The sequence below is a fragment of the Candidatus Methylomirabilota bacterium genome (genome assembly GCA_036005065.1).
In the GTDB taxonomy this organism is placed as follows: domain Bacteria; phylum Methylomirabilota; class Methylomirabilia; order Rokubacteriales; family DASRDR01; genus DASYQW01.
Genome location: DASYQW010000252.1, coordinates 21,743 through 27,742, shown reverse-complemented (window position 1 = coordinate 27,742; position 6,000 = coordinate 21,743). Strand labels below are relative to the sequence as shown.

Annotated in this window: 6 protein-coding genes; 2 read left to right on the top strand and 4 right to left on the bottom strand. The window is 71.4% G+C overall.

Annotated features, from left to right (window positions below; all coding sequences use genetic code 11):
• Together VGW35_18045 and VGW35_18040 are read left to right on the top strand one after the other, a co-directional pair.
• The coding region (locus VGW35_18045) for an ABC transporter permease subunit (protein ID HEV8309567.1) at positions 1-194 on the top strand (194 nt) is incomplete at its 5' end.
• A complete protein-coding gene (locus VGW35_18040; protein HEV8309566.1) occupies positions 181-1,083 on the top strand; it encodes an ABC transporter permease in 903 nt (300 codons plus the stop codon). The genes VGW35_18045 and VGW35_18040, both read left to right, overlap by 14 nt.
• 16 nt (positions 1,084-1,099) lie before the next feature.
• On the opposite strand, the gene VGW35_18035 is transcribed toward VGW35_18040, so the two are convergent.
• The 4 genes from VGW35_18035 to VGW35_18020 are packed head-to-tail and all read right to left on the bottom strand — an operon-like array spanning position 1,100 to position 5,687.
• A complete protein-coding gene (locus tag VGW35_18035) occupies positions 1,100-2,221 on the bottom strand; it encodes a CoA transferase (protein HEV8309565.1) in 1,122 nt (373 codons plus the stop codon).
• A gap of 34 nt (positions 2,222-2,255) precedes the next feature.
• Positions 2,256-3,323: an acyl-CoA dehydrogenase family protein gene (locus VGW35_18030; GenBank protein HEV8309564.1), complete on the bottom strand. Its 1,068-nt coding sequence runs from the start codon at positions 3,321-3,323 to the stop codon at positions 2,256-2,258.
• 31 nt (positions 3,324-3,354) lie between these two features.
• Positions 3,355-4,503: an acyl-CoA dehydrogenase family protein gene (locus tag VGW35_18025; protein HEV8309563.1), complete on the bottom strand. Its 1,149-nt coding sequence runs from the start codon at positions 4,501-4,503 to the stop codon at positions 3,355-3,357.
• Positions 4,504-4,523: 20 nt separating this feature from the next.
• Positions 4,524-5,687, bottom strand: coding sequence for an acyl-CoA dehydrogenase family protein (locus VGW35_18020; protein ID HEV8309562.1), 1,164 nt, complete (start codon positions 5,685-5,687; stop codon positions 4,524-4,526).
• Between the last annotated feature and the right edge of the window lie 313 nt (positions 5,688-6,000).

Below are 6,000 nucleotides of genomic sequence, written 5' to 3'. Positions count from 1 at the left end.
GGTCCGTGGTGATCGAGACCGTGTACTCGCTGCCGGGGATCGGTCGGCTTCTGGCGGCGGCCGTCCTCCGCCGTGACTACCCCATGATCCAGGGCGGCCTCCTGGTGACGGCGGCCGGCTTCGTGCTGCTGAACCTGCTGATCGACGTCCTGTACGGCTACCTCGACCCCCGCGTGCGCTATGAGCGGGGGTAGGACCATCGCGATCGGGTGGGCGGCGCCCGACGGCGCCCTCGCCCGCGTGCGGCGCTCGCGGGTCGTGTGGCGGCTCAGGCGTCATCGATCGTTCGTGGTCGGGTTCGCGCTGTTCGCGCTCGTGCTCGCCCTCGCGCTTCTGGCCGACGTCATCGCGCCGTCGGCGCCGGACCAGATGCAGTTTCGCCACCGCTTCACGCCGCCGACCCGCCAGTTCTGGCTCGGGACGGACAACTTCGGGCGTGACATCCTGAGCCGAGTCGTCTACGGCGCCCGGCTTTCGCTCGAGATCGGCTTCGGCGTCATGGTCATGACCGGCGTGGGCGGGACCCTGATCGGCGCCGCAGCCGGCTATTTCCGCGAGCTCGACAACGGGCTGATGCGGTGCATGGATGCGTTGATGGCGTTTCCGGCCGTCCTGCTGGCGATCGGGATCACGGCCGCCCTCGGACCGTCGATGCTGAACGCCATGATCGCCCTGACCGCGGTCTACACGCCCCGAACGGCGCGGATCGTCCGAGCGTCGGTCCTCGTGATCCGCGAGCTGGACTACGTGCAGTCAGCCCTCGCCCTGGGCGTCGGGCAATGGCGGATCCTGCTGCGGCACGTGCTGCCGAACAGCCTCGCGCCACTGATCGTCCAGCTCACGTTCATCTTCGCGTACGCCGTGCTGACGGAGGCGGTGCTGTCGTTTCTGGGCATGGGGCCGCAGCCGCCGACCCCGACCTGGGGCAACGCGATCGCCGAAGGCCGCAACTACGTACGCGAGGCGCCCTGGATCGCGCTCTTCCCGGGGCTCGCCATCGCCATCACCGTCCTCGGCCTCAACCTGCTCGGAGACGGCCTCCGCGACGCGCTGGATCCCCGGATGAAGGTCCAGCCAGGATAGACACCCGTCCCACGGCTCAGGGGCCCATCAGCTCTCCGGTGTGCTCCCCGGGGCGCGGCGGCGCCCGGCGAATGCCCGGACGCACGCCGTCGAAGGAGAGCGGCAGGGCCACGAGTTCGTATTCGTCACCGGGCACGCGCTGGATCATTCCGATGGCCTCCGCCTGGGGCTCGGTGACCGCCTCGGGCAGGGTGTTGATCGGGGCGCACGGCACCCCCGCGGCTTCCAGGAGATCGATCCACTCGCCCTTGGTGCGGGTGAGCAGGATCCGCTCGATCTCCGGGATCAACTCGGCCCGGCTGACGACGCGCGCCGCATTGGTGGCGAAGCGCGGATCGGTGATCCACTCGGGACGACCCAGGACCCCGGCGAGCCTGGCGAAGAGCCGGTCGCTGCCGACCGTGATGATGATGGGCCCGGTCTTGGTGTCGAAGGCCTGGAAGGGAACGACGCGGTGACTGCCGGTCCGGTGGCGCTCGGGCACCTCGCCGGACACGCGAAAGCTCGCGAAGTGACCCTTGAGCCAGGCGAGACCGGTCTCGAAGAGCGAGGCGTCGACGACGCACCCGCGTCCCGTGCGCTCCCGCTGGACCAGACCGGCCAGGGCGCCGATGGCCGTCCACATCCCGCTCCCGTAGTCGAGGACCGAGGTGCCGATGCGGGTCGGCGGGCCCCCCTCGTCGCCATTCATCATCATGAGGCCAGAGAACGCCTGGACCATGGGCTCGTACCCCGACTTGAGGCGGCGCGGCCCCGTGCGCCCGAAGGCCCAGAGCGAACAGTAAATGAGCCGCGGGTAACGAGCCACCAGGACCTCGGGACCGAGGCCGAGCTCCTCGAGCGCGCCCGGCCGCAGGTTCTGGACGAGCACGTCTACCCCGCCGATGAACTCGGTCAGCCAGGCCACTGCGCGGGCGTCCTTGAGATCGAGCGTCATGGAGCGCTTGTTGGCGTTGACTGCGAGGAACGCCGGTGACACCCCCTTCCAGAACGGCGGACCCCAGCGCCGCGCATCGTCCCCGTCGGGGCGCTCGATCTTCACGACGTCCGCGCCCAGGTGCGCGAGGATCTCCGCGGCCATGGGCCCGGCGAGGTTCTGCGCGATCTCGACGACCTTGATCCCGGTCAGCGGAAGCATTCGATCCTCCTCGGGCCCCGCATCTCCCTCGACGTCATCGCGAGGTGACGTACGGCCAGAGCGCGTCGGCAGGCCGCGCCGCCACCTCCCGTCCCAGCTCCATCGCCCAGTGGCTCTCGGCGCCGAACTCGGCGCGCCACGACCAGAGCCGACGGGTGACGAAATGCAAGGAATGCTCGTAGGTGAAGCCGATGGCCCCATGGCACTGGTGGGCGATGCCGGCCCCGAGGCCGGCCGCCTCGCCGACGCGGATCTTCGCCACCGCGACCTCGAAGGCCGCCCGGCCCCGCTCCATGGCGCGAAAGGCGTGCTGGGTCGCGATGCCCGCGGCGGCCGCGTGCCCGGCCAGGAGGGCCAGCTGATGCTGGATGGCCTGGAAGGCCGCCAGCGGGCGGCCGAACTGCTTCCGCTGGGTCACGTAGCTGACCGACTGCGCGAGGAGGTATTCGAGGCCACCCGCCATCTGGGCCGAGCGTACGAGCGCGCCCCCGAGCCGCAGCGCACGCACCGGATCCCCGGCCGCGCCCTCGCCGGCCGGTGCCGCGGCGACCACGGGGGCGCGGTGCCAGGTGAGCGTGTCGCGAGGCTCGAGGGCCAGGTTGGTATCGGGCTCGCCCCGGGCTGCGCCGCGGGCCATCAGGGCGATCACCGGCCGGCCGCCATCGTCGGCGGCCACGACGACGTGGCCGGCCGCGATCCCCCAGGGGACGCGCCGGGCGGTGCCGTCGAGGCGCCAGCCCGAGCCGTCGCGCGCGAGGGCGAGGCGATCCTCCGGCCGCACCGGCGCCACCGTGAGGGGTCCCACGGGCACATCGAGACCGGCCTCCGCGAGGAGCCAGGCCCCGACCATCGTCTCGGCCAGAGGGACCGGCGCGGCGTGGCGCCCGGCGGCGGTGAGCACGACCTGGGCGTCGCGCCAGGTGCCACCCGCGCCGCCGCGCGCCTCGGGGACCTGCGGGAGCGTGAGCCCGTTCTCCTCCAGCGCCTGCCACAGCGCCGCGGGCCACACGCCCTTCTCGGCGGCCTGGATCAGCTCCGGGGAGACCCGGTCCCCGAAGAGCCGCGCGCACGTGTCGGCGAGGATCGCCCGCAGCTCGTTCATGCGCGGGCCCTTCGGCCGCGCCTGGCCTTCCTCATCGGAGACCCAGGCCGCGGGCGATGATGCCGCGCAGCACCTCGCGGGTGCCGCCGCGGAGCGAGAACGACGGCGCGTGCTCCACCAGGTAGCCCAGCGTCTGCTCGAACTCGCTGCCCGAACCGAGCCGCGGCTCGGCCCCGGTGAGCGCGTGGACCGCTTCCGGGATCTCCTGCTCGAACGTGGTCCCGACCTCCTTCACGACCGCCGCCTCCAGGTTGGGGTTTTGCCCCGTCTGGAGCATGCCCGCGACCGAGAGCGACATCTGGCGCAGCGTGGTCAGATGAGCGGTGAGGCGGCCGATGAGCACCGCCGCCCGTTCGCCCGGCTCCGGTCCCACCTCTCGGATCAGCTCGATCAGGAGCTGGATGGAGGAGAGATAGCGCTCCGGGCCGCTCCGCTCGAAGGCGAGCTCGGTGGTGACCTGCTTCCAGCCCTCCCCTTCGGTGCCCACCAGCATGTCGTCGGGCACGAAGACGTCCTCGAAGTGGACCTCGTTGAAGTGATGGCCGCCCGACAGGTCGATGATGGGCCGGATGCTGATGCCCGGTGACCCGAGCTCGACGAGGAACTGGGACAGGCCCTCGTGCTTCTTGTCGGGCACCACTGCGGTACGGAAGAGGGCGATGGCGTAGTCGCAGAGGTGGGCATTGCTCGTCCAGATCTTGGTGCCGTCGACGCGGTAGCCCCCGGGCGCGCGCTGAGCCCGGGTGCGGATCGAGGCCAGGTCGGAGCCCGAGTCGGGCTCGCTCATGCCGATGGCGAAGGCGAGCTCGCCGCGGCAGATTCCGGGCAGGAAGCGCTGGCGCTGGGCCTCGGTGCCGAAGCGCAGGAGGAGGGGGCCACTCTGCCGGTCGGCTACCCAGTGGGCGGAGACCGGAGCGCCGGCGGCCAGCGTCTCCTCCAGAACGACGTAGCGCTCCAGCGCCGTGCGCTCGTGACCGCCATATCGCTTCGGAAAGGTCATGCCGATCCAGCCGCGCGCCGCCATCTTCCGCGTGAAGGCGCGGTCGAAGCCGCCCCAGGAGCGCGCGCGCCTGGATCCTCCCTGCCCGGACAGCTCGGCGCGGAGGAACTCGCGCACCTCCTCCCGGAGGGCCTGCGTCTCCGGTGGCAGCTCGCACAGCTCGAAGCTGAAGGTCGCCATGGCCGGTTGCCGGGGGCCGTTCAGCGGAACAGCGAGCGCGCGATGACCATGCGGTGAACCTCGGACGGCCCCTCGCCGATCCGGCGGACCCGCGCCTCGCGGTACCAGCGCTCGAGCGGGAATTCCTTGGAGACCCCGTAGCCCCCGTGGATCTGCACGGCCGCGTCGATCACCCGCCCCAGCACCTCGCTGGAGTGGAGCTTGGCGATGGACGCCTCCACCCGCGCATCCTCGCCGCGGTCGGCCTTCCAGGCGCCCTCCCAGACGAGCCAGCGCGCCGCGCGGATCTCCACCTCGGCATCGGCCAGCATCCACTGGATGGCCTGGCGCTGGCTGAGCGGTACGCCGAAGGTGGAGCGCTGCTTGGCATGCGCGATGGCCATGCGGTGGGCGGCCACCGCCACCCCCAGGTTGCACGCCGAATAGGGAAAGCGTTGCTTCACCAGGAGGTCGAAGCAGAGGTCGAGCCCGCGCCCCTCGCCGCCCAGGAGGTTCCCGGCGGGGACCTCGCAGTCCTCGAAGACGACGTCATTGGGGACGGACGAGGTCCGGATGGTCCGGATCGGGGTGGCGGTGAACCCCGGGGTGCCCCGCTCCACGATGAAGCAGGAGATGCCGGCGCGCCCCTTCGTCTTGTCGGTGCGCGCGAACACGACGCCCCACGGCGCGTCGTGGGCGCGCGAGATGAACACCTTGCGCCCGTTGAGGACCCAGCGATCGTGGCGTCGCTCGGCCCGCGTCTGGATGGCGCCGGCCGGGTCGGAGCCTCCGGCGGGTTCCGTGATGGCCCAGAAGGTCTCGTAGCCCTCACGGAGGGCCGGAATCGCGAACTTCTCGATCTGGGCGAGGGTACCGCCCCAGATCACCGGCGGCGGGTAGCGCCCGAAGATGCCGCAGCCCGGATTGTAGAGACCCATTCGATGCTGCGCCATCTCCTCGAGGATCACGCACATGCTGAAGGTGTCGAGCCCACCACCTCCATAGGCCTCCGGCGCCCCCAGGGCCCAGAGCCCGGCCGCCTTGGTCTTGGCGGAAAGCCGCTGGAAATCCTCCCGCGGGATGTCCGGCGCATCGGGGTCGATCCGCTGCTCCAGCGGCAGGATCTCCTCCTGAACGAAGCGTCGGACTTGGTCGCGGAGGAGGCGCAGCTCCTCCGGAACCGTGAAGCCGGAGAATAGCGGCATGGGCTCGCTCCTCGAGTCGAGAGTCTGGGGCGATCATACCACCGGGGATCGGGAGGAGTGGCCCTCGCCCTCCGTGGGGTTGCGGCGCCGCCCGTGTTGACAGGGCCCGAGCGGTTCCCTAAGGTGGCGGCGAACGCGATCGTCCCCGGGAGGGAACCATGGCCGACGAGGTCGTCTGGCGGGTCGAGGCGGGCATCGCCACCGTCACAGCGCAACGCGATGAACGTCGCGCTGCTCGGCGCGCCGCGCGCATGCTTCGACGAGCTGGACGCCCGGCGAGAGGTCCGCGTCGTGGGCCGATCGGCGGCCATGC